Raw genomic sequence first — 22,898 nt, 5'->3', positions numbered from 1 at the left:
ACCGTTTTATTAAATGAAAAAGGGTTCCTACAACCTTTTTCCCTTAATAAAACGGTCAAGGCAAAAGTAACTTTTGCCTTGACCGGCATTAAGCTAAATGCTTATCTGTAGTCTGTGCTAATTATTTGTTAGCCTCATCTACATAAGACTTCCATGTATCACGGATAGCTTCAACCTGCTCTGATACAACAGCGCCGGGTCCAATGTTCCATACGAAGTCTGAACCAAGGTTGAGGTTAGGAACCATTCCATGGTAAGCAACAGTACCCTTCTCTGTCATCATTGTGATAGTCTCATCAACAGCTCTCTCATCGAACTTACCGTTACGTGCTGTTGAAAGGTATCCGTTGTAGTCAAGGTACTCAGCTGAAGGAGCCTGTGTCCAGAGATTCCAAGCAAATGCGATCTTCCAAGCCTTGTCTGCATCATAGCATCCAGGGATAGCAGCAGGGTTGTTTGACCAAACGTTGATGTAATCGTTCATCTTAGGTCCCTTAGGGAACATTACGAATCCGATCTCATCCTGCATATCCTCAAGGAAGTTACCAGGGCAACCTGCATACTCATCTTCTACCATGAATGCTGCCTGACCGTTGATGAACTGCTCTTTGTAGTAATCCCACTCAGCACCCTCAGGGTTAGCTACTTCTGCATCATATGTATCAAAGATCTTAACTGTCCACTCAAGAGCCTCAAGAGTCTCAGGTGACTCAAGGTTGTATACGAAGTTACCGTTTGCATCCTTGTCGATGTAAGAACCGCCGTTTGAGAATACAGCAGCTGTTGTCATGTTACCTTCGTTAAGTGTAAGACCGTAAACATCGATTGTACCATCGTTGTCCTTATCCTGCTGAACCTTGCTCATAAGCTCTTCGAACTTATCCCATGTCCATGTTCCGTCAGCCTGCATATCGTAAACTGACTCAGGATCGATTCCTGCTTCTGTAAGAAGTCTCTTGTTGAAGTATACACCTGTACGTGCCTCTGAATAGCCGGCGAACATAGCGTAGATGCTGTCTCCCTTAGAATACTGCTTGTGAAGAAGGTTTCTCTGGAACTTAACATCGTTGAAGTCAAGGCAATCCAGAGTTGAAAGGTCATACATAAGGCCGTTAGCCATAGCGGATGTGATAGCCGGATCATCACGAAGGATGAATATATAGTTCTCGTCGCCGCCTGTTGTAGCGTAATCTACGAAATCTGTAGGTGTTGAACCCCAGTCAGACATAGCTGTCTGCTTAAGAGTGAAGTTGTAGGTCTCCTGGATCCAATCTCTGTAATCCTTAAGAGCTTCCTCATACTCGTTCTGAGGCTCTGCCTCATCGCCTGACCACCAGTCACGGATAACGATTTCCATTCCGCCAAGGTCTACAGGGTTGCCTGAATCATCAGTGATGATCTGATAAGGATCATACTCGTCAGATGGAGCTTCCTCAGCAGCTGCCTCTGTTGTAGCCTCTGCTGCAGGTGTCTCTGCTGCAGGTGCCTCAGTTGCAGTTGTGTCTGCAGGTGTCTCTGTTGTAGCACCGCCGTTTGTGTTGTCACCGCAGGCTGTCATGCTAACAAGTGTAGCTGCCGCCATAATAGCGGCTGTTGTCTTTGTTGTTAAAGACTTTCTCATACTTAAATCCTCCTTTTAAGTTGTACCCCCACATGGGATATATAAAAACATATATTTTTATTATATGTTTTTTTACATTATCTTGATAATCATTTTTTGCTATGTGCCACCAAATGTTGCTATTATCGGTAGGTTTTTGTGATGAAAATTTGGTGGTTTTGTACAATAATGCGAATTGGCTACCCGAAAAGTTATCGATAAAATAAAGGAAATCAGGTGAGCTTCCCCGGTTGGATGTTGATAAATCAAGGGATCAGGTGATGCCCTCTACTATGTTCGCGATATCCGCGCTTCTCCGCTTACGCTGTCGAACCGCTACGTCCATTCGGAATCCGCACTACCGCGCTACTTCCTCATGTCCGTACGGTCTCCGAGGTTTCAAGTATTAGCATGCGAGCATGCATACTTGAAACTTCGTATCCCTATATCGCTCACATCTTGATACCTGTCGCACTGATACTCTCTACGAAGGAACGCTGTGCGAAGAGGTAGAGAACGATCAGGGGAACGATGATCATAAGTGTTCCGGTTGCAAGAATACAGTTGGAATAAGCAACTGAAATTGTTGTCTTAACTCCGTTGATTCTCTGGATGTATGCACCGAGACTGTCTACGATTCTGGAAAGTCCGGTACTTACAAGCTTGGTGTTTCCAAGGAACATTCTGGAATAGAATCCGTCTGTCCACTGCCATACAAAGGCAAACAGGAAACAGGAAGTGATGATGGGCTTAGCCTGAGGAAGCATGATCCTTATGAAAGTCTTAAGGGTTCCGCATCCGTCAACGTAAGCTGCTTCTTCAAGGTCACCGGGGATGTTTCTGAAGTACTGACGGATCATGTAAATGTACAATCCGTTCTTAAGTCCCATACATCCTGCACTCATAAGGTAATAAGGAAGCTTGGAGCCTCGAAGGTTAATCGAGTCACCTGTTAACAGCTTGAAGATTCCCAAAATATCAAAGAATCTGAAGTGAAGGTGCAGTGAGCTGGCGATTGTCTGCGGAGGAATCAGGATTACAAGGATGACCATTGCAAACCAGAATTTCTTGAGCGGAAATTCAAATCTTGCGAATCCGTATCCAACCAGTGTACATACCGCAATCTGAAGTGCAGCAACGGTAAGTGCAATAAGAAGTGAATTAAGCACAGCTGTTTTGTAGTTCATAAGCTCAGCTGCAAGTCTGTAGTTACCTGTCGTGAAATGCTCCGGGATGGAGATAACAATAGGATTGTACAGGTCCTTCTCAGTCATGAAGCTGACTGAAATCTTGTTGAAAATAGGCTTAAGGATCAGGAAGCACATTCCGAATAAAAGAATGAATCTTATAATGCTGACCGCTCTTTCTGTTATTACTTTCTGCAGGAGATAACCGCCGGAGAGTTTGTTTCTTTCCCAAAAACTCTGTTTTGCATATCCTGCTTTATTCTCCGTCTTAGTCATAGTAATAAACCCTCTTTGAAATGAAAAATGATGTAACACCTACAAAAGCAAGTACTAACAGGAAGTAAACCCATGACATTGCAGATGCATTACCGTACTGCTGCTGATCGATCATAACTGTCTGAATCTTCTCAATTACCGCGTTATCGGATCTCATACAGAAATCAACTACTGTATAAACCCAGTTAACAAGGAAAAGTGAGCTGATCATAGGGAAGGTGATCTTCCACAGGCTCTCCCACTTGGTACATCCCTCAATATCCGCAGCTTCGTACATGCTGGAGGAAATTGTCTGGAGACCTGAGAGGAAGATGATGATCTGAATACCTGAAGCAAGTGCAACATCGTAGATGTTATCAATTACTTCGAAGACCTTCTCATAGGCTCTTACACCTACACCGGCAGTTCTGAGAATACTCTCAAGGGCACCTGTAATACTTACATTTCCCGTTGACTGCTCGATTGTCTGTGCCAGCTGAGCCATAAGCTGGTTATTTGACTCAAGTCCTACGATTACGCCTGATGAAAGGATAACCGGCAGGAAGAAAATCGCTCTTACGAGTGCTCTTCCGTGGAACTTCTGATTAAGTATCAGAGCCACAAAGAAACTAAATACGATAATAGCCAGTGAATAAACGATCATTCTGGAAACTTCCTCCCAGAGTAGCCTGTTAAACTCAGGATCTACTCTGAAAGCGAAGATGTAATTGGTTATTCCGTTGAGAGTCTTGGTAACTTTTCCTGCTGCAAGGTTAACCTCACAAAAGCTCATGTAGCAAGACTCAAAAAGTGGTTTGATCATGAAGACCAAAAATCCGATTATGAAGGGGGATATGAATAAATATCCCGATATAGCCTTACGCTTCTGAAGCCCGGCTAATTTGTTTTTCTGTTTACTCATAACTTTGCCTTTCCTTATCTTGTTACTACATAATCTCTTGCAGGAACATCTACGCCGTTTACTGTGTAATCTGCGTATCCATAGTTGACGTAAACCTTGGTTCCATCAGCATATTCGGTGCAGGAAACATCACCCGTAAGGTTATCATGTCCTGTCATTTCCTGGTTGAAGGTGTGACCCAGTTCAGAATTGTATCTGTTGTAGATCTCCAGCATCTTTTCCTTCCAGGAATCGAAATGTGATCCGTAATAATCTGTGTAAAGAGTCTTCTGTGTTGCGAAGGAAGATTCTTCCATGAATGTGAACTGAAGACCTGCGCCGTATTCAGCTGCATAGAGTACTTCGTTCTCAGGATTACCGTTGATGTTGATGGGCTCTCCTGTGTAATCTACTCTTCCGTGAACTGCCAGCTGGAAGAAAGGAACACATTCATCAAGTATTGTGTATTCGGAACCTCTGAGGTCCATGTTGGTAACCATCTTTGCAAAAGGAATTGCATAATCGTTACCCATGTTGATCATAAGAGGAGTTCCGTTGTCGTTGTAGCCCTTAAGGAGCTCAACCTGTTTGTTCAGAACTGCTTCTCTGCTGTTAGGATTCTTTCTGTAGAAATCTGATGAGAGGTCCTCACCAAGATCCTGGAAAGAAGCACCTGCGCCATACTTATTTGCTGCTTTTACAAGATTGTTCGCATACTTGTTAGCCAGATCTGTATGAAGAAGATAATAGCTAAGGTCTGCATTTTCTCTCTGAGCATAGGTTACATGGCTGTATTCAAAGAGCTCTGCTCTCTGCTTACTGATAAGCTTGGCTGCATCTCTGTATGAGAAGAATCCATCCAGAAGATCGCTGTCATATGCATACTGCGTTATACCGTTGAGATAAACTGTATTGCCGTTTGCCTGAACCTCAGAAACCATATTGCTGAGATCTTTGCTGCTTCCGAGAGCTCCGACTGTCTTGGTCTTTGAAAGAACCTTCTGCTCTACACCGCCGTTGCACCAACCGGTCATCTTGACGTTCATGTTGCTTACTCCGGATGCGGTGAGCTCATCTAGAATGCCCTGAGCCTCCTTGTAGCTTGTAAGCTTGAGAGGTCTCTTTACAGGGATTCCAACTATCTGTTTAACCTTATCGATGGCTCCAACCAGTTCGATGGCTACAGGAGTGCTTGTATCATTTACAAGATCAAGGTATCCTGCATATTCCTTCTGAAGATATGTGCTGTAGGTCTTGGCCATGTCTACATAGCTTCCGGAATTAACGAAGGTATATCTCTGTGAAAGAACTTCATCCTCAGGGAGGTTAAGATCATATTCGTAAATATCACTGTTGGCGATATCACCTACGTCATATTTTTCTCTCTGACAGATGCTGTACTTGGCATTTACAAAGTTGTAAGAGTGGTTCTTGCCGGCAATGTCGGCCTGAATAGCTGCATAGGCTCTGCCGTTCTCAAGAGTACAGATGAAGGAATCATTTCCTTCAGATACACCGTATACTCCGTAATAAGCTCTTGTGTTGTGTACCACTGCATCTCTTGTTACACACATATCCCAGCCATAAACGTTGGTGTAATAACTGGACTGTGAGGTCTTGCCGTTGTTAAAGTTGATAAGTGCTCCGCCTCCCTCGGGAACCAGCATAAAGCCTTCATCCTCGGGACCACCAGCTCCGAAATAAGGAAGAGGTGTGATTGTATAAATAGGTGTTTCCTTATCAAACTCAAGATCCTTGAAAGGAACCTCAACCACCAGGTCCTTGCCCTCAAGCTTGTAAATAACGCTTACATTGAAGACGGGCGTCTCTGATGCGTTTGTTGAAAGATCAAGTTCCTTATCTGCAAGATAATCATCATAGGTATATCCTGCTGCTTCAAACTTGTCCTGGATTGTCTTTCTAACGTTATCCTTGGTCGCTGTTCTGAGAACGTAGATAACATTGGTCTCGATAATAGGATAGTTTGCAAGAAGTTCATCCTTATTATCCTTGGGAGTAAGCTTGTTGATATCGTACTTTTTGTAGTACTGCTTGATCAGATCGGCTTCCTTTTTCTCCATCTTGCCAAGGTATTCTTCAAATCTTTCCTTGGTGATTACCGGAGGAATGGTGAATTCCTTCTGAACACTTCCCAGTGAATAGTTAACTCTGATCTCATTGTCTCCGGGAACGATCTCATATATACCGTTCTGTGCAGAGAATCCAAAGGAGTTATAGGTTGTCTCAAGTCCCTGTGTAATGGAATAAGACATAACCAGCGGAGACTGAAGGAAGAGCTTCTGGTCATCCAGAGCTGCTGCATCCTCTGCAGCTTTCTGAGGATTGGAGTACCAAACCTTGCCGCTGTCCTTAACTTCCAGTGAGAACTCGGTAGTCTTGGGATCCATGGTAAGCTTCAGCTGTCCGTTATCGATTACCACGTTGTCCTCTCTGCCATCAAAAGCATAGGGAGCAACAATTGTTTTTTCCTCTGTAGGAGCCGTTGTGTTAACGATATAGGCAACACCGCCGACTATGATACAAAGGATAAGGATCGAAGGCAGAAGCTTCAGGAATCCCTGCAATATTTTCTTTTTTATTTCATCCATCTTTTTGTTCTTATCTGTTTTCAAGTCCGTCACCCCTCATCCTACATTCGGAACATCAATTCTTTGCCCAGGGAAATGAAGTATGCGATTCCCTGTGAAATCATGCTAAAGAAGATCATAAGAATAAAGATCATGACTAGCATAGAAAACAATGTAGCAACTGTAAAAAGTAGGTTCTTTCCTGCAGAGTATTCGTGGATCTGTCCCATGGCTGCGATTACAAGAAGCGCACACCATACCAGTGACAGAGCACTTACTACGCTGTAAAACTCAGCTTCGTTGACAGTAACAAAATTACTGAAAATCATAAGCGGGAACTGGATAAGCGGATAAGGTGTAAGTGCATAGCAGGTAGCCATATATACCTGTCCAAGTCTTCCTTTTCCATCAAACAGTGTTGTAAGTCCCCAGTTACCTACTACCCAAAGTGCAAGGGGGAATAGGATACTTGCCAGATACAGGAAGATGTTAAGGTCTTCCCAATACACCTGGATCATAATAAAACTTGTGTAACGCAGCTTCAGGATACGAATCAGAAGTGTAAGGAAAAGAATCGTATTGGCAGCTGCCATTGTGCCTCTTTTTTCATGTGTAAGATCCCAGAAACCATCAAGCGGATGAGTAATGCAATAGAGGGCAAATTTCAGGGAATCAATGTATTTCTCTCTTGGATTATCAATTGTCTTTGTATTTGCTATCATATTCATCACCCGTTCCTGCCTGCTACAAAGATATCTGCTGTATCAATCTCGTAGCGAAGTGCTTTTACCTTTCCAATTCCAAGTGGAACAAGGAATAATACTAGGATAACTGCTACTATCCAGCCTATGTGATCTTCAACCCAGATCTTTCTGTACTGCTTGTATGCCTTGGAATAGTTCTCGGCGTCATACTTAAGTTCGAAGTATTCCATAGCCTCCTTGTACTTCTCCTGACGAAGGAGTGCTCGTCCGATTCCGATGTAAGCCAGGTCGTAGTTACCATTCTGGTTCATAACTTCCTGCCATGCAGCTCCTGAAGATTCATATTTACCCTTGTCGAAATCTTCGATAGCTGTGTAAACAAGATTACCGAACTCTGTTGGAACAAAGGCTGTTATTGAACAATCCAGGCTGTCCAGAACATAAAGCTCGTGGCCGATGTGCTCGATAGCGGAAGGTCTTCTGAAATATCCATCCATGTTACCGTTACCGCCATAGGCAAATACCAGACGTCCCTGGTCATCATAGCCGAATACTCTTCCTCTGTTTCTGTCGAGGCAGGCATAGATGTCATTATCCATTACAGTTACGTCAGTGAGGATTGAAGGTCCTTCATATCCACCGCCGGAACCCCAGTAGAGATCACCCTGTACCGGCCAGTCGCCGTTTTTAACCAGGATGTCGTTACCCATAAGGTTCAGCTTTCTGACTGCATTCTCTGTCTTCTTGGAGTCATCGGTAAGAGCTCTTGTTGCGTAGATAAAGCCTTCATAGTCCATGTAGATGTTCTCATACTCAGTGGGAACGAAGGATTCCATCTTGGCTCTCTGCTCCTGAGAAGCGAGTTTCTTCCAAATGTAATCTGTCCAGTTGAAGGTAACCGGTGTAGCTCCTACAAATCCTGAGAATGCTGTGTCATTCTCGTATTTTATAAGACCCTTGTTGATACCGGTTGCTATACAGTAAACACGTTCAGCTGTATCAACTGCCAGCTTGGTGGGCTGGAATACAAGCTTGGGATCAAGTGTGTTGTCCGTAGGCTTAACAAACTCAAGAAGATAGTTAAGATCCTTGTCAAGCTTAAGTACTCTTGCATTGCCCTGATCGGCTACGAATATGTTGCCGTCTTCGGATATTGCAACATCGGTGGGGTTATTGAAAGTATTGGGCCCCGAACCGCCTTTGAAGGAATCGATTATCTTTACAACCTCAAGCTTTTCCGGAGAAACCCTCTCAAGCTCGATTATTCTGTTGTTACCACTGTCACACAGATAGATGTGATTGCCTTCCACAAATAGTCCCTGAGGATTCTTGAGTTTGACATCAAGCCCCAGATCTGAGGAAGTAAATACCTTGCAGACTGTATAGAAGTCTGCGCTGTCCTTGTAATCTCCCCAGTAATCGTAGTTATAGGTATAACCACCGTCACTGCCACTGGCAGATACCTGAAGCGGCTGAAGAAATGCAGTTGCCAACGCAAGTATTGCCATTCCGGTCTTTAAAAACATATTTTTCTTACGCATATCGCTTCAACACCTTTCAAATTAGTCCTTAAGACCTGAACTTGCCATGGTCTCCAGAATCTGGCTCTCTGAAAATACAAATATAAGAATAGGTACTATCATTACTACTACAAGTACTGCCGCTCCCTGTCCGGTTCTTGCGATTCCGCCTGACTGAATCTGCTGAAGGGCATATACGAGAGTCTTTCTTTCTTCTGAATAAATGTATGTAGAAGCTTTGTTATTCCAAAGTCCCTGTACTGAGAAGATGATAAGTGTCATCCATGCAGGCTTAACGTTTGGCATAACGATGTCATAGAATACTTTCCACTCATTTGCTCCGTCGATCTTGGCTGCTTCAATAAGTGAAGTAGGAAGTCCTTCCATGAACTGCTTCATAAGGAACAGTCCCATAGGTGAAGCAAAAGCGGGAATGATGATTGACCAGTAGGTATCGATCCAACCAAGTTTGTTGAGAATCAGGTAGTTGGGAATAGCTGTTACCCAACCGGTGAACATCATGGCTACCGTTACAATTTTGAAGAAGGTCTTTCCTCCGGGGAACTCATACTTCGCAAGCACGAAAGCTGCCATGGAAGCAATGATAAGATGTCCCGCCGTACCACAGAAGGTAATGAATACTGTGTTGAAAAGATATCTTGTAAAGGTTACCCAGGACTTACCCATTGTTACGAACAGATCCGAGAAGTTATCAAGTGTAGGATGCTGTGCGAAGATCCTGGGCGGGAACTTGAACAATTCATCAAGTGGTTTAAGTGCACTACTTACTGCATAAATAATTGGGAATGCCATAACGAAGGCAACCAGCAAAAGGAAAATGTAAAGAGCTATGTCTCCGCCTATTGACCTGTTTGGCTTTCTTTTTTTAATCAGCTTACTCATATCACGTACCAACTCTCCTTAACAGACTTTGAATTGCCTTGTTGCAAAGTATCATCATCAGGAACAGGATTGTAGCTATTGCACAGGCGTAACCCATTTCAAATCTTGAATAACCGTAGTCAAACAAGTGTGTTACGATGGTACGTGCTGCATAATCCGTACTGGGATATCCGCAAAGAGCCATTGTTACATCAGCCACACCAAAGGATGATGTAATTGTCATAACCGCACCGAACATAAGCATAGGCTTCATGCTGGGAAGAGTTATGTACCAGAGCTCCTGCCATCTGTTCTTGATACCGTCCATGTATCCGGCCTCAAACTGTGATTTGTCTACGCCCTGAAGTCCGGCTACGAAGGAAAGGAATCCGGATCCCATACTCATCCAAAGGATAACTACCATACAAATTGGAAGCATGTATGTGGGATCGATGAGCCAAAGCTTAGGTGCATCGATGAGACCGATACTCATCAGGAACGCATTTACATATCCGTATGCATCGCCTCGGAAGAATACCGAGAAGATTACATAACAGTTACCTGCAATGGAAGGGGCGTAAAACACGATGACAGCGATACTTCTGATCCACCTTGGCAGCTCGTTGATAAGCCAGGCAAACAGGAAGGATAAAATGTATCCCAGAGGACCTGTTATCAGCGCTATCATCAATGTATTTTTCACGCCTATCAGAAAGATATCATCCTGGAGCACCAGGGAGATATAATTCTGTAATCCTATAAACCGAGGAGGTTCAAGGATGTTGTAATATGTGAAGCTGTAATAGATAGATGCTACTACAGGGAACACAAAAAACATTGTAAAGAGTATTGCGTACGGTGCCAGGAAGATGTAGCACATTTTTCTGTTCTTTGCTTTCTTCAGGGCCACGTTAAAATTGTGCTTACGCAGCGTTAAGTATTTCTGCAGATATTCCTTCATCTCATTAGCTCTCCTGTATCTTTAATCAACCGGCATACCAAATTCGATTCGTTTCTTCTTAATCTCTTCATCTATCAGAATCGAGTAATCAATGATTGTTTCTCGTGAATCAGTCTTGGAATTGATTACCTTTCTTATAGCGTTTGAAATATGACGGCCTGTGAAGTATCCACCGGGAACTTCTCTGATACCTACTGTTGAATCCCACTGTTCATTCAGAACCGCAATGTCATCTGTACTCCAGGACAGATTTGAGAATGCGTCTCTGTTTGCTGTAGCATATCTTGCAGATGATCCAAGAAGGGCCTCGATCTCACGACCAAATCTTACCTGTGTATCCGCGGTAGCCCACCACTTCATGAACTCCCAGGAGTTCTGCTTGAGTTCTTCATCCTCTGTTGCGATCATCATTGTTGCGCTTCCTGTGATGAAGTCTGATCTGTCGAGGTATGTCTTGCCGCTCTCATCCGTTCTGTAGGTTCCGGGAATAAGAGTGAAGTCCCAAAGTCCCCTGATCTCAGGTGCGGATACCATAAGTGTGTTATATGTTGAGTATGGTGCAATTCCTATTGGCATCTCTCCTGAACGGAATCTGCTGACGAAATCGTAAACAGTAGGAATACCATAGTCATTGAAGTATCTTACGTAATCATCGAATGCTGCAACACCGGCCTCTGTGTTAACTGTGGTCTTGGTGCCGTCCTCGTTGTACATATCTCCGCCGTACTGATACAGGAGTGAGAAGTACATTGAAAGGTCCGGGGTGTTGGACATTACTGATGTTGCTGCTGCGGTAGCACCGCTGCTTCCTGCTGCTGTAGGAATACCGATTGAAAGGTTGTTTCCCTGAATTGTGGGAAGCATCTCGATCAGTTCCTTCCAGGTATTGGGAATCTCAAGCTCCATCTCTTCAAGAATGTCTTTTCTATAGAACATAACGTTGAAGGTCTGTGTCTCGGGAACACCGTAGATGTGTCCGTCGAGTCTGTACTGCTCATAGGAGCTCTCTGAGTAATGGCTCATTACTTCTTCCCAACCATCGAACTGAGTGATATCCTCAGCTGCGCCACGGAGCGCATAGTTTACAGGCTGGTCGGCACCTACGGAAAGAACTACGTTAGGTCCTCTTCCTGCAAGAACCGCATTAAGAAGTGCACCGGGATCAACGATCTCAACGTTGACCTTGACTCCTGTTGAAGTAGTGAAGTCATCATCTACCATTGTCTTAAGGATTGTTCCCTGATCACGTCCGGTCAGTACCCAAACCTTAACTACCTTATCACTGCCCTTCTCGTCATATACATCTCCGACTGAGTTGTAGTCTACGAAGAAGGATGCAACGAAGGACTTGATCTCATGAGCGGCCTTGGTAAAGAAGTTGGCCTTGTCCTTCTTGGGTGTTACACCTGTACCTGAAATAACCAGGTAGTCGATATCAAGCTTGGTCTCACTCATTTTAAGTGATGCTGTGCCAAGTGATGTGATGTTATCTTTAAAAGTAGTAAACTCTGTTGTTATCTTCTGAGGCTTAGCACAGAATCTCTCAAGCTGCTGAGCGATTGTCTGAGCTGTTGCAATGTTATCAGCCATCTGTCCGGAATAAGCAACCATGTCATCTACTATCTTATAGAGCTTCTTGGCTTCCAGTTCCATGGCTTCCATGATCTCGGGATATGTAGTCTCGATATGGTAATCTCTGTATACGTCAGGGCTTGCTCCGGTGTAAACAAGGATTCTACGATAAATCTGATTGAGTCTGAAGGTTGAATCCTCCATCTCCTCAAGGATAGCACCCATACCTCCGAGAGTTGCCTCAAGTCTTATTGTGTGCTGACCCTTGGTAAGGTAGAACTTGTAAGGTGTTCCTGTCTCATCTGCAAGATCGAGGCAATCCCAATCATTTGAATAAGAGAAAGATATCTCTTCAAGTCCCTTGAAAGGAACCTCTCCATCGATTGTCACGCATCTGTTTGAAACAGATCCTCTTGCGTAGTTCTGGCGGCCCTTGATCATAATATTGTAGAAACCGTCTGCGGGAACTTCGAAGTTCCACTCGATCCACTGACCTGAACTTCTCCAGCTTTCACCACCAACATAGTTCAGTACTGTGTTGGTTACGCTGTTAGGAAGGGTGGTCGGCGAGGATCGATCATATTTAGCATAAAGGGAGGATTCTGATCTAAGGGTTGAATCCTCGCCCTGTACCACCTGCTGATATGTCGTTGCTTCCTGGCTGTCTGTTCCTGTCTGTGAAGCAAGGTATTCCTCATATGTAGGTGCCTCTTTAATTCCCTTAACCGTAAGTTTGGAAAGAATCATGGGCTCGTTGTCTGCTCTTAAGGAAAGTTCATTCTCTCCTTTTTCAAAATAGAACATGTAAGGATCTGCTACATATCCCATGCTGTCCTTGAAGTAAGCTGACTGCTTGTCAAAGTACTCAACCTGTCTGGGTCTTATCTCGTTGCCCTGGTTATCAACCTTGACCTCACCGCCGTCCATCCACATTCTCGTGAAGGCGATGTTTCTTGCTCCTTCAAAAGGAAGCTCTCCGTTAATGAGAACGGATCTCTCTGCGGCAACTCCTCTTGACTCCGGAATCAGGTATTCCATATAGAGTCTGTAGAAGCCGGCCTCCGGAACATTGACCTTCCAGGTAACCAGGGATCCCGTATCTGTAAATAATCCGTCGGCTTCTTTTTTAACAGTACCCTCTGCCTGGTAGTCATCGAGCTGTATGTCGATGTCCGTTGAAGGCTTGCCAGCATCCTTGTACTGGGCAAGATACTTATTATAAGTACCGACTCGTTCCATACCCTGGACATCCACCGTCAGGTCGGTGTCCTTGTATTTATCATGGAAGTCTTTCACATCCCGTCCGGATAGCACCACGAAGACCCCACCGATAACTGTTATGGATAAAACTACTGCAATGATTTTCTTTACTGTGGTATGCAAGAGTAACTCCTCCCCATTTATTGCTTCTCAATATTTGCTACAGGCTATTGCAACCTGCACTATAAAGGATATCGGCTTGGGAGCCTTGTCGCCTACCAAATTTTGCCTTATGGTATTCAGATATTGCGATGGCAGATAGAAAAAAGAGATGTCATTTTTGTGCACATTTGACAAATCAGAAATAATTTTGTAGTATGCTTTTAGGTAAAATAAGCACGATGTGAAAAAAAATAGCAATATTTGAGAAGAAGAATGGGGATCAAAGTGCTAAGATATGCGTACAAAACGCATAAAGAAATCCAGTGTTTTTGCGATTTACCTAGAGATGTTGTTAAGATGAAGCAATGCCATAATACGTAATTATATATTGCTTTTTTATGTTATGAAGTATATTCCTATGGCAATATTTCATGGCAGGGAGGAACAAAGGTATGATTCTAAGAAATGAAGGCGTAAGTCTGGATTATTACCAGCAAAATACCGATTATGAGAGTCGTTCTCTTGAAGGGACCAAAGAGAATTCCATTTTCCCCAAGGACAGTTCCATCAGAATATGGTACAACGAGCTGAACGTGGATTATCCCACGCACTGGCACAATGCCCTTGAGATCATTGTTCCTATTGAGAACTACTACGATATTGATGTGGACGGGGAGCCCCACAGAGTAATGCCGGGAGATATCTTCTTTATCCCTCCGAGAAAATCACATGCCCTTCATGCACCCAAGTCAGGTCAGCGTTATGTATGCCTTTTCGATATTGACTTTTTCTCCAATGTAAGAGGCTACTCGGGACTTATCACAATGCTGAAGGATTGCATTCATATAACCCCCGACACCTTTGCACCTGTATATAATGAAGTGTATGATCTGTTCTCACAAATCTGGAATGAGTATTTCCAGAAGACCGAGTTCTATGAGTTCTCGATCTACTCACATCTGTTCCAGATCATGACCATCCTGTCCAGATTCAATCTCAACAGAATGCAGCTCTTCACTGATTCAACTCCGGTTAAGAGACGTGAGTATTTCGATCGTCTGAATAACGCCATCGACTATATCGATGAGAACTATGCCAATGACATCACTCTGGATGATGCTGCTGCCTTCAGCGGTTTCTCCAAGTTCCATTTCTCCCGTTTGTTCAAGGAGTATATGAACTGTACCTTCTACGATTACCTCATCGGAAGACGTATCAAGGCAACCGAGATACTGCTCACCAGGGATGACCTGTCAATTACTGACATCGCTCTTCAGGCAGGTTTCTCAAGTATCTCTACTTTCAACCGCACCTTCAAACTCAAGAAGGGCTGCACCCCCGGTGAATACAGAACCCTTTTCTCCGGCGGTTTAGGCAAAGAAAAGGGCGATGTATCGGAAAAGATTTAAATCTTTATCATTTATTGAATTTCCAACTGTATAATCTGAACGGATCTCCGGAGAATACAAAGAATACTGCGTGTTCTCCGGTTATTTTTTTGTCCAGTGATGCGGTGATGGTTGTAAGCTCATCTGCATCTGCGCCGCTGACATCCACATATCCGACAGCCTCTGAGGCGGGGGTGTCGAGACAGATCTTGATTGCTCCGGCGCCTTCTGACAGAGCCTTAACTTCAACTTCTGCTGCTCCGTCTTCTCCGAAGTCTGCTCCGCTGACACTGATCCAGCTGCCGGGAAGCATATCTGCTACTATCATATCTCCTGAGCCAAACTTCTTGGCCTCATCGCCAAACTGTTTGGTTGTAACGCCTGACTCATTGGACATTGTTACTGCCTTGGTCTCTGTATAAGGATCAAAGCTCTTAAGCTGCTTAACCCCCTCTTTGGTTCCTGTGCTCACTGAAGGAGCGTTATTCTCATCTATCACAAGCTTGTCGATATGAGTGCTGCGGTAGCCTCCGTCAATTCCCATCTTTTTCTCAAGCATTCTTGCATGATAGGTGATGTACCACTGTCCCTCAAATTCGAACATGCAGTGGTGATTGTTACCGCCTACTCCAAAGAATCTCTCAGGATTCTTAAGGACAGGGTTGCAGGCTGTGAAAGGTCCCATTGGTGAATCGGACTTCATGGTCATGATCTCGCCGGATTCAAAACCGTTCTCCTTGGCAGCCTCAGGTGTTACATTGAAGTTGGTGCAATAGGAATAATAATAGGTACCGTCAATCTTGTTGATTCCTGAATCCTCAAATAAATAGGAAACATTCTCTATAGGCTTGGGATCTCCCTTGAGGCTGATCATATCATCGCCAAGCTCGCAAACTCTTGCTGTTCCGGGATTGGATGCTGCCTCGGGAGAAGGGATACCGCCACCGAAGTAGATGTATGCTCTTTTGTCGTCGTCCATAAGAACTGCGGGGTCAAAGAGCCATGTTACCTCTGCGCAGGTAGGAGTCTCTCTGGAAATAAGAGGCTTGTTAATGGGATCGGTAAAGGGTCCCACCGGTGAATCTGCTGTCAGAACAGCAATTCCGTTGCCGTTGTTGGCAAAGTATAAGAAGAACTTGTCCTTGCCGTCTATATTCTTGTAAGCTGCTGCAGGTGCCCAGGAGTTCTTGCCCCAGGTTGAAGCACCTGTAAGACCGGAAGCATAGATAGTTCCGTGGTCTGTCCAGTTCACAAGGTCATCGGAGGAAATAACATTGATGGTGTTGATATTACCATAGGTATTCTCCTTGACTGTTCCGTCTGCATTATAAGAAGGCTTGTCACCGGTCATATAGATGTATACTCTTCCATCGTATATAAGAGCGTAAGGGTCTGCACCAAAACGCTGAACCATAACAGGGTTGTGATCCGTTATTTCCTTGAGGCTCTGCTCCGGTTTGAGGTTGTCGAATACTTCACTGATATTCAGGGCTTTTGTGTCCATGTCTGTTAAATCTCCATTTTCATCTGTTTCTTGTTGCTCTACTGCATTGCTGCCGGTGCTGTCCTCGGACACTGTGTTTGGAGCAGCCCCCGAAGCACAGGCAGTCAGGAAAAAAGAAACGGCGACCAAACGCAAGATTATTATTAGAGGTTGTTTGTGTTTAAAAGTTGTTTTGTTTTGGAAATGTGTAGTCACCGTTTTATCTCTCCTGTGATAAAAATAATATTTGATTTTGTAATTTTTCATCCACCGAAATGTTGCTCATTTCACCGCAGTAATTGCCAAAACCCGCAACTTCGCAAGTGTTGCCCATCCACCCGCAATATGTGAATAGACTCATTTCTTTTGTAGACTATAAATTTAAATATGAAAATATAACAATTTCGTTAATAAAATGTATTGGAGAAAAAATATGCTTAGAACAACTAATACCGAAAACGGAAAAGTCAGCGGACTCCCCGGTAGCAATCCGCGCATCACTGCTTATCTGGGCATCCCCTTTGCTGCTCCTCCGGTGGGCAAGAACAGATGGAGAGCGCCTCAGCCCGCAGAAAGCTGGGAAGGCGTAAGATTATGCCATGAGTTCGGCCCCATCTCCTATCAGAACACACCGGGAATGGGTACAGATATCTACTGCAGAGAATGGCATGTGGATGCCGATATTCCCATGAGTGAGGACTGTCTCTACCTCAATGTATGGACTCCGGCCAAGGCAGCCGATGAGAAGCTTCCTGTACTCGTATGGTTCTTCGGAGGCGGCTTCCAGTGGGGCTATACAGCCGAAATGGAGTTTAACGGAGAAGCTCTTGCCAAAAAAGGTGTGGTTGTAGTCAGTGTCGCATACAGACTTAACTGCTTTGGCTTCATGGCTCATCCCGAGATTACAAAAGAATCTCCCGATGCTCCCGCCAACTTTGGTCTCCTTGATCAGAAGGCAGGTCTTCACTGGGTATACAGAAATATCGCAAACTTCGGCGGAGACCCGGAGAAGATCACCATCGCAGGTCAGTCTGCAGGTGGTTCCAGCGTTATGCACCAGTACACTCACGAAGGCAATTTTGATGTAATTAAGGGTGCTGTAGTTCTCAGCGGAATCATCAGACTTCCTGATCCCAAGGACGATATTTTCCGTCCCCTTGATCTTCCCAAGGCTGAGGAACTTGGCAAGGCATTCCTTGATTCCCTTGGTGTGAAGAGCCTTGATGAAGCCAGGGAGATTGATTCCAAGTCCCTGCTTGCCGGCTACGATAAATTTGTTTCCGATCACCCTCGTATGTTCCCTATAAGAGACGGTTTCTTCTGCAAGGGCGATCCGGTTGAGCTTTTTGTCGAAGGCAAATGTGCCAAGGCTCCCATCATCGCAGGCAACACCTCCGATGAGTTCATGATGGGCAGCATCAATACCGTTGAACAGTCCGTTAAGAGCACCTTCAACGACGCTACCAAAAAAAGAGCAGATCAGAGCTGCTACTATTACCGCTTCGATCCCGATATTCCGGGCGACGGCAATGTATTTACAACTCCCGATGGCCATGTCATCAACGATAGTCACCCCGGTACCTTCCACTCCTGCGACCTGTGGTTCTTCTTTGATAACCTGATTAAGTGCCACCGTCCCTATGAGGGAAGACATTTCGAGCTGGCAAGGCAGATGAGTGACTATTTCGCAAACTTTATCAAGACCGGTGATCCCAACAAGGGCGGCAGCGAGAAGATCGCGCTTCCTGTATGGGCACCTTATACCGATTCCGACAGAAACGAGATAGAGTTCATCTCAAGAGGCGCTTCCCCCCGCAAGGAAGGCGGCATCAGAAACAATTACAAGAAGCAGGCAGTCAACCCTTATCTTCCAAACTGGGAGTATGTTCCCGACGGAGAGCCCTATGTATTCGGAAACAGGGTATATGTCTACGGTTCCCACGATATCTACGGCGGAGAGACCTTCTGCATGGGCGACTACGTATGCTGGTCAGCTCCCGTCAATGACCTTGGCAACTGGCACTACGAAGGCGTGATCTACAGAAAGACTCAGGATCCTCTTAATGAAGACGGACATATGTGTCTGTACGCTCCTGATGTAACTCAGGGCCCAGACGGAAGATATTACCTCTACTATGTACTTGATAAGATCAGTGTTGTTTCCGTTGCAGTTTCAGACTGTCCCAATGGTCCTTTCGAGTTCTACGGTTATGTTCACTATGAAGATGGCACCAAGCTGGGTGACAAAAAGGGCGATGAGCCTCAGTTTGATCCCGGTGTTCTTACAGAAGGTGATGAAGTTCATCTTTATACAGGCTTCTGCGGACACGGCGACGAATCAAGACATGGCGCTATGTACACACTTCTTGACAAGGATATGCTCACAGTCAGGAAAGCTCCCGAGATCGTGGTTCCCGGCAAGATCTACAGCGCAGGCACAGGCTATGAGGGACACGCCTTCTTCGAGGCTTCATCCATCAGAAAGAAGGATGACACCTATTACTTCATCTATTCCTCAGAGGTTATGCACGAGCTGTGCTACGCAACCTCAGACAAGCCCGCAGGACCTTTTACCTATGGCGGAGTTCTGGTCAGCAACTGTGACCTTCATATCGGAGACTACAAGGCTCCCGAGGTTCCTTCAGCCTACGGCGGAAACAACCACGGCAGCATGATACAGATCGGTGATGAGTGGTATATCTTCTATCACAGACACACCAACGGCACCTGGTTCAGCAGACAGGCCTGCGCAGAGAAGCTCCATATCAATGAGGACGGCTCCATCGATCAGGCAGAGATCACCAGCTGCGGACTTAACGGCGGCCCTCTTGAAGCATACGGTGAGTATCCTTCCTACATCGCCTGCAACATCTTTACCAGAGCACACAAGATGTATGTTGAGCCCGATGCTCCCAGAGTCGTTCAGGAATTTGACAATACAGGCTACGGAATCAGCTATATCAAGGATATTGTTGACGGTACAGCTGTGGGATTCAAGTATTTTAACTACGAACATGTAACAGGCCTTAGAATCAAGACCAGAGGCTATTTCAAGGGACATTTCGACGTCACCACAAGCCTTGGCGGAGAGGTTATCGGAACTATCGTAAAAGATGATTCTTCAAACATCTGGGATGCAAGAGAATGTCATTTTGAAGAGATAAATGGTATACATGCACTTTATCTGCGTTATAATGGTTCAGGTAGTTGTTCACTTGCAACGATTGAATTTTTGAAAGGATAATTTTTTATGAGAAAGTATTTTAAGAAACTGTTGGCTGTTGGTATGGCAACAAGCCTTGCATTTGCCGGCCTCACAGGATGCGGTTCTGACGCAGCTCAGAACGTTCCTCAGGACAATCAGGAGGCCGTAGAAGCTACTCAGGAAGCCACCGAAGCAGCTCCTGCTGCTGAGGCCACAACTGAGACAGCTGCTGAGGAGGCCACAGAGGCTCCTGCTGCTGAGGCTACTACTGAGGAGGTAGCAGAAGACACAGCTACCGATATTCCCATTGAGGAGAAGGAAATGAAAGATATCACTCCTGCCGAACTTGTAGCTCAGATTGAGATTGGCTGGAACCTTGGTAACTCTCTTGATGCTTATGGCGCTTCAGGCCTTGCTTCTGAGACCAGCTGGGGTAATCCCGCAACTACCAAGGAGATGATCGATGCCGTGGCAGCCAAGGGCTTCAACAGCATCAGAGTTCCAGTAACCTTCGGCGGACACATGGGTCCTGCTCCTGATTACACCGTTGATCCCGAGTGGATGGCACGTGTTAAAGAAGTAGTTGATTACTGTATCGAGGATGACCTCTATGTACTTCTTGATTCTCATCACGAAGAGGACTGGAGAATTCCCGACAACGACCACGTTGATGCAACAAGCGAGCAGATGGCTGCTCTTTGGACTCAGATTGCTGAGGAATTCAAGGATTACGACTATCACCTTATTTTCGAGGGAATGAATGAGCCCAGAGTTAAGGGCGGTCAGAACGAGTGGAACGGCGGAACGCCTGAGGTAAGAAAGTGCCTTGATACACTGAATCAGGTTTTCGTTGACACAGTAAGAGCCACCGGCGGAAACAACGAGTATCGTCTGCTTCTTATCACCAGCGTTGCAGGCTCTCATGTTATTTCAACCATCGCTCCTCTTAAGATTCCTGAGGATGACCACATTGCAGTTGCGATCCACGCTTACACTCCTTACGCCTTCACCTATGAGGATCCCAGCGCTAACCCCTATGATAACTGGGATGGTTCACACAAGGGCGATATTACCGGAGTGTTCTCAGACCTCAGCAGAATCTTCCTTGCCAAAGGAGTTCCCGTTCTTATTACAGAGATGGGCGCCGTTGACAAGAACAATGAAGATGAAGTTGTTAACTGGGTTACAGAGTATCTAAGCCGCGCCAAGAAGAGCGGAATTCCCTGTTACTGGTGGGATAACGGCAACTTCGATCAGGAAGGCGAGAAGTTCGCAGTATTTAACAGAAACGACAACACCTGGTACAGAGAGAAGCTCGTAGATGCCATGATGGCTGTTTACGAAGAGGAGTAATCCGGTTAGATACTGAAATTAGTACAGAATAATAAGGCATCAGATTTATCCTTTTAGGATTTATCTGATGCCTTTTACTTTGCTTATATATCTTTTTATTTATTTCTATTTTTCCTATTTCTTAATGTATCTATTTCTTTATATATCTGTTTCTTACCGGAGTCTTTATCTCTTTCTTGCCGCCATTTTCTTGGCGTTGATCTCGGCAAGACGCTTATTTATCTGATTTCTGATAAAGTCCTCTTCCCCATCCTTAACAAGGTAATACATATAGGAATCAAGAACCAGCTCCTGGGGAAGTCCTCTTCCCACCAGCTTAAAGTTCCTAAAGCCCATATCGATATAGTCCTTCATCTCCTCCTTGGATATAAAGGCAGGCTTGTTCTTACAGTCCTCAAAGGATTTCTTTTCCTGTCTGTTGGGACAGTTGAAGGGCCTTGAGATCTCGAATTCCAATTGCTTTAAGGCCTCATCTCTGTAGTGCTCAAGGCGCTTGGGGCACTCGGGGAAACAGATCTCATCGCAGAGGATCTCCACTCTGTCAGCCACAGGTCTTAAGCTCTCAAGAATCTCTTTGTTGTGGTTCATATCATAGTCGAGAACCACCATGAAATAATCCTTCTCAAGTTCCGCATGGAGCTTCTCCGGATCTGTGATTCTCTTGGTTGTGGATGAAATGAATTTAAAGCCCGGATACTCTTTTCTCAGATAATTCTCCAGAACCTCGGTATTTACAAGCACCTGATTCTCGCCGTTATCGGCAAGGCGCATTATGAGGTTACAGAAGGTGTCATTTAAATGCTTCTCCTCAATGAGGGGGTTGGTCCAGGTAAAGCGCACGGGAACATGCTTGGAATTGAACATCTTGATGGTGCGCTCTATCTCATTCTTGGGGCAAAAGCCAAGAACTGTTCTGCCACCGTTCCAAATTGCTCCGGGGAAGGTGCCGTACACACTTCCTACTCTGTAATTTTCGTTAAAAGAATTGGGAAACTCCCTCATCAGTTCAATAACAGTGTAGTTCAGATCCCTGAACACACTAAAGCCCGGCAAATGCCAGTAAATATAATCCTTCATCCCAACATGCCTTCCTCAATAACTAAATTTGCAAGCTTGCATCCTGCCACGGCGATCAGATCCTGCGGTGCAAGCTCTATCTGAAAGCCAACTTTGCCGGCGCTGACATATATATGCTCGTGATCGGCGGCTGTCTCATGAAGGAATGTCTGAAACTGCTTCTTCATGCCTATAGGAGAACATCCTCCGTGAACATATCCGGTAAGAGGCAGGAGATCCTTTTGTTTGATCATTGCGATGGACTTCTCTCCTGCAGCCTTGGCGGCCTTCTTAAGATCAAGCTCTTCTGCGACGGGAATGACAAATACATAGTAGGTATTGCTCTTACCCTGGGTTACAAGAGTCTTGAACACCAGCGCGGCATCTTCCCCAAGAATGCCGGCTATCTCTTCGCCTGTCATGGTAGCATCCGGTTCATATGAGTGGCTTGAATAGGGAATCTTTTTGCCCTCAAGCACACGCATAACATTGGTCTTCTCTTCTTTTTTCATGGTGATTACCTTCTTCGTAAAAATGAACATGTCTATTGTCGCACTTCGATAAGAAAATTACAAATAAAATCGGATGCAATGAACAGTTCACTTATTCAATACGACAAGTATGTAGTTGTGATACCCGGTAGATTCAAATCGCTGAAAGTATAGAAACACCCTGGATATTGATATAAAGGGGCTTTCGCGGCATATCCTCGCCAAAAAGCGGCTGCGGTATTCCACGTCCCCTTGACATCAATATTCAGGGCTTTAGGGGCTAATCAAGCGGATTTATATAACACATTTCAGCCTTTACCAGCTAGATTTTGTTCCTGAAAGGCATATTAAGATGCGACTTCACAGGTGTTTCATATGATTATCAAAATA

15 protein-coding genes are annotated in these 22,898 nt (G+C 44.9%); 3 read left to right on the top strand and 12 right to left on the bottom strand.

The genetic code is table 11. The features are described 5' to 3' along the window. Positions 1 to 121 precede the first annotated feature (121 nt). From G588_RS0105410 to G588_RS0105370, 9 genes are all read right to left on the bottom strand, one after another. Positions 122 to 1,621: an ABC transporter substrate-binding protein gene (locus G588_RS0105410; RefSeq protein WP_022777740.1), complete on the bottom strand. Its 1,500-nt coding sequence runs from the start codon at positions 1,619 to 1,621 to the stop codon at positions 122 to 124. 431 nt (positions 1,622 to 2,052) lie between these two features. Further along, complete coding sequence (locus G588_RS0105405) at positions 2,053 to 3,063, bottom strand: carbohydrate ABC transporter permease (RefSeq protein ID WP_022777739.1); 1,011 nt, start codon at positions 3,061 to 3,063, stop codon at positions 2,053 to 2,055. Beyond that, the gene (locus G588_RS0105400; protein WP_022777738.1) at positions 3,056 to 3,964 is read right to left on the bottom strand and encodes a carbohydrate ABC transporter permease; all 909 of its coding nucleotides are present in this window, start codon (positions 3,962 to 3,964) and stop codon (positions 3,056 to 3,058) included. The genes G588_RS0105405 and G588_RS0105400 overlap by 8 nt, the downstream gene beginning before the upstream one ends. A gap of 14 nt (positions 3,965 to 3,978) precedes the next feature. Beyond that, positions 3,979 to 6,576: a DUF5696 domain-containing protein gene (locus G588_RS0105395; protein ID WP_022777737.1), complete on the bottom strand. Its 2,598-nt coding sequence runs from the start codon at positions 6,574 to 6,576 to the stop codon at positions 3,979 to 3,981. 17 nt (positions 6,577 to 6,593) lie between these two features. Next, positions 6,594 to 7,253, bottom strand: a complete 660-nt coding sequence (locus tag G588_RS0105390) for a Yip1 family protein (protein ID WP_026668597.1) — start codon at positions 7,251 to 7,253, stop codon at positions 6,594 to 6,596. Positions 7,254 to 7,258: 5 nt separating this feature from the next. Further along, a complete protein-coding gene (locus tag G588_RS0105385; protein ID WP_022777735.1) occupies positions 7,259 to 8,776 on the bottom strand; it encodes an NHL repeat-containing protein in 1,518 nt (505 codons plus the stop codon). A gap of 21 nt (positions 8,777 to 8,797) precedes the next feature. After that, on the bottom strand, positions 8,798 to 9,658 hold the full coding sequence (locus G588_RS0105380) for a carbohydrate ABC transporter permease (protein WP_022777734.1): 861 nt from the start codon (positions 9,656 to 9,658) through the stop codon (positions 8,798 to 8,800). Between the two features lies 1 nt (position 9,659). After that, complete coding sequence (locus G588_RS0105375; protein ID WP_022777733.1) at positions 9,660 to 10,598, bottom strand: carbohydrate ABC transporter permease; 939 nt, start codon at positions 10,596 to 10,598, stop codon at positions 9,660 to 9,662. A gap of 21 nt (positions 10,599 to 10,619) precedes the next feature. Then, the gene (locus G588_RS0105370; RefSeq protein ID WP_022777732.1) at positions 10,620 to 13,553 is read right to left on the bottom strand and encodes an extracellular solute-binding protein; all 2,934 of its coding nucleotides are present in this window, start codon (positions 13,551 to 13,553) and stop codon (positions 10,620 to 10,622) included. Positions 13,554 to 13,984: 431 nt separating this feature from the next. Between G588_RS0105370 and G588_RS19300 the strand changes: the two genes are divergently transcribed. Next, positions 13,985 to 14,941 carry a helix-turn-helix transcriptional regulator gene (locus G588_RS19300; protein WP_022777731.1) on the top strand — a complete coding sequence of 319 codons (957 nt, stop codon included), beginning with the start codon at positions 13,985 to 13,987 and terminating at the stop codon, positions 14,939 to 14,941. A 7-nt stretch (positions 14,942 to 14,948) separates the two neighbouring features. On the opposite strand, the gene G588_RS19295 is transcribed toward G588_RS19300, so the two are convergent. After that, positions 14,949 to 16,424 (bottom strand): glycoside hydrolase family 43 protein, encoded by a 1,476-nt coding sequence (locus G588_RS19295; RefSeq protein WP_155830747.1) that lies wholly within the window; start codon positions 16,422 to 16,424, stop codon positions 14,949 to 14,951. A 412-nt stretch (positions 16,425 to 16,836) separates the two neighbouring features. Between G588_RS19295 and G588_RS23340 the strand changes: the two genes are divergently transcribed. Then, on the top strand, positions 16,837 to 19,647 hold the full coding sequence (locus G588_RS23340; RefSeq protein ID WP_022777729.1) for a carboxylesterase family protein: 2,811 nt from the start codon (positions 16,837 to 16,839) through the stop codon (positions 19,645 to 19,647). Between the two features lie 6 nt (positions 19,648 to 19,653). Then, positions 19,654 to 20,961, top strand: a complete 1,308-nt coding sequence (locus tag G588_RS19290) for a glycoside hydrolase family 5 protein (RefSeq protein ID WP_022777728.1) — start codon at positions 19,654 to 19,656, stop codon at positions 20,959 to 20,961. Positions 20,962 to 21,126: 165 nt separating this feature from the next. Here G588_RS19290 and G588_RS19285 read toward each other — a convergent pair whose 3' ends face one another. Then, complete coding sequence (locus tag G588_RS19285; protein ID WP_022777727.1) at positions 21,127 to 22,038, bottom strand: hypothetical protein; 912 nt, start codon at positions 22,036 to 22,038, stop codon at positions 21,127 to 21,129. Next, complete coding sequence (ybaK, locus tag G588_RS0105340) at positions 22,035 to 22,559, bottom strand: Cys-tRNA(Pro) deacylase (protein ID WP_330361405.1); 525 nt, start codon at positions 22,557 to 22,559, stop codon at positions 22,035 to 22,037. Before ybaK ends, G588_RS19285 begins: the two co-directional genes overlap by 4 nt. Between the last annotated feature and the right edge of the window lie 339 nt (positions 22,560 to 22,898).

This window comes from Butyrivibrio sp. AE3009, from assembly GCF_000420845.1.
Lineage (GTDB): Bacteria > Bacillota > Clostridia > Lachnospirales > Lachnospiraceae > Butyrivibrio.
This window is presented reverse-complemented; position numbering and strand designations above follow the sequence as displayed.

What these genes read in the sequence shown, in the direction of transcription:
- G588_RS0105410 (WP_022777740.1), bottom strand. Translation starts at nt 1,621, where the DNA reads ATGAGAAAGTCTTTAACAACAAAGACAACAGCCGCTATTATGGCGGCA.
- G588_RS0105405 (WP_022777739.1), bottom strand. Translation starts at nt 3,063, where the DNA reads ATGACTAAGACGGAGAATAAAGCAGGATATGCAAAACAGAGTTTTTGG.
- G588_RS0105400 (WP_022777738.1), bottom strand. Translation starts at nt 3,964, where the DNA reads ATGAGTAAACAGAAAAACAAATTAGCCGGGCTTCAGAAGCGTAAGGCT.
- G588_RS0105390 (WP_026668597.1), bottom strand. Translation starts at nt 7,253, where the DNA reads ATGATAGCAAATACAAAGACAATTGATAATCCAAGAGAGAAATACATT.
- G588_RS0105385 (WP_022777735.1), bottom strand. Translation starts at nt 8,776, where the DNA reads ATGCGTAAGAAAAATATGTTTTTAAAGACCGGAATGGCAATACTTGCG.
- G588_RS0105380 (WP_022777734.1), bottom strand. Translation starts at nt 9,658, where the DNA reads ATGAGTAAGCTGATTAAAAAAAGAAAGCCAAACAGGTCAATAGGCGGA.
- G588_RS0105375 (WP_022777733.1), bottom strand. Translation starts at nt 10,598, where the DNA reads ATGAAGGAATATCTGCAGAAATACTTAACGCTGCGTAAGCACAATTTT.
- G588_RS19300 (WP_022777731.1), top strand. Translation starts at nt 13,985, where the DNA reads ATGATTCTAAGAAATGAAGGCGTAAGTCTGGATTATTACCAGCAAAAT.
- G588_RS19295 (WP_155830747.1), bottom strand. Translation starts at nt 16,424, where the DNA reads ATGGACACAAAAGCCCTGAATATCAGTGAAGTATTCGACAACCTCAAA.
- G588_RS23340 (WP_022777729.1), top strand. Translation starts at nt 16,837, where the DNA reads ATGCTTAGAACAACTAATACCGAAAACGGAAAAGTCAGCGGACTCCCC.
- G588_RS19290 (WP_022777728.1), top strand. Translation starts at nt 19,654, where the DNA reads ATGAGAAAGTATTTTAAGAAACTGTTGGCTGTTGGTATGGCAACAAGC.
- G588_RS19285 (WP_022777727.1), bottom strand. Translation starts at nt 22,038, where the DNA reads ATGAAGGATTATATTTACTGGCATTTGCCGGGCTTTAGTGTGTTCAGG.
- ybaK (WP_330361405.1), bottom strand. Translation starts at nt 22,559, where the DNA reads ATGTTCATTTTTACGAAGAAGGTAATCACCATGAAAAAAGAAGAGAAG.